Below are 799 nucleotides of genomic sequence, written 5' to 3'. Positions count from 1 at the left end.
GTGTATGTTCCATCAGAAGGGCGTCGCTGTCTCACGGCCAGCCTCGGCGGCTAAGCGCCTTAGCGCCTTAGCTCCTGGATCGGCCTTTCTTCGAAGCCTGGGGACCCTTGGCTTCGGCAGCAAGGCGTTGTTCTCGAAGTCGCGCAGTTTTCAAATAACGCGCCTCTCTCTCGGCCGCGTTAGCAACTTTTGCCTCGCGGTCTGCGCGCTCCAATCGGTCTTTGTCGACGCTTCGCTGGGACACTTTTGCCTCCTACCAGAAGACCGTTGAATTTACTGTTCGCTAAATTGTTCCCGTCAATCGGCGACTGCCTTCCTGACGCATGCCGACCCAGCCGCCGTCCGCAGCACCGATGGCCACGACGATCTCGTCGGCAGCCGGGCCGTCGGCGATCTGAAAATTGGCGGTGATGAAGTGTGAGCGGCGACCGTTCTCGCTCTTGTGCATCCTCTGAAGCGGCAGCAGCGCGCCAGGCGCGCTGCGTGTGTTGCAGAATTCGAGATAGGTCGTGCCGCCCACGAGGTGAAGGAAATTGCTTCTCGCCTCATTAACATGGGCTAATGCGAGAGACCCTCCGAGAGGGTATTGGAGAGCTTAGCGAAAGGGCTGAACGATGACGATAGTCGAACTGGCTTTCGATTTGCTTGCGAAGAAGCTCGCCGCCCGCACCGGCATTTCCAGCGAAGAAGCTAGTGACCTCGTCGCCACTATGGGAGCTGATTGGTCGTCACTCGTGCGAGCAGCAAGGGGAATGAAAAAATACTCCGGTGTTGCCTGACCCGCTCGGCCAGGAAGGAC

Annotated in this window: 1 protein-coding gene and 1 pseudogene; one reads left to right on the top strand and one right to left on the bottom strand. The window is 58.7% G+C overall.

What is annotated here, in order from left to right; all coding sequences use genetic code 11:
• Positions 1–283: 283 nt before the first annotated feature.
• Positions 284–553, bottom strand: a pseudogene (locus tag EN879_RS37665) (amino acid synthesis family protein); the annotation flags it as partial.
• Between the two features lie 61 nt (positions 554–614).
• Between EN879_RS37665 and EN879_RS39270 the strand changes: the two are divergent.
• Positions 615–779: a hypothetical protein gene (locus EN879_RS39270; protein ID WP_164774928.1), complete on the top strand. Its 165-nt coding sequence runs from the start codon at positions 615–617 to the stop codon at positions 777–779.
• Positions 780–799: the final 20 nt, after the last annotated feature.

The organism is Mesorhizobium sp. M7A.F.Ca.AU.002.02.1.1 (genome assembly GCF_003998535.1).
Taxonomy (GTDB): domain Bacteria; phylum Pseudomonadota; class Alphaproteobacteria; order Rhizobiales; family Rhizobiaceae; genus Mesorhizobium; species Mesorhizobium ciceri.
This window is presented reverse-complemented; position numbering and strand designations above follow the sequence as displayed.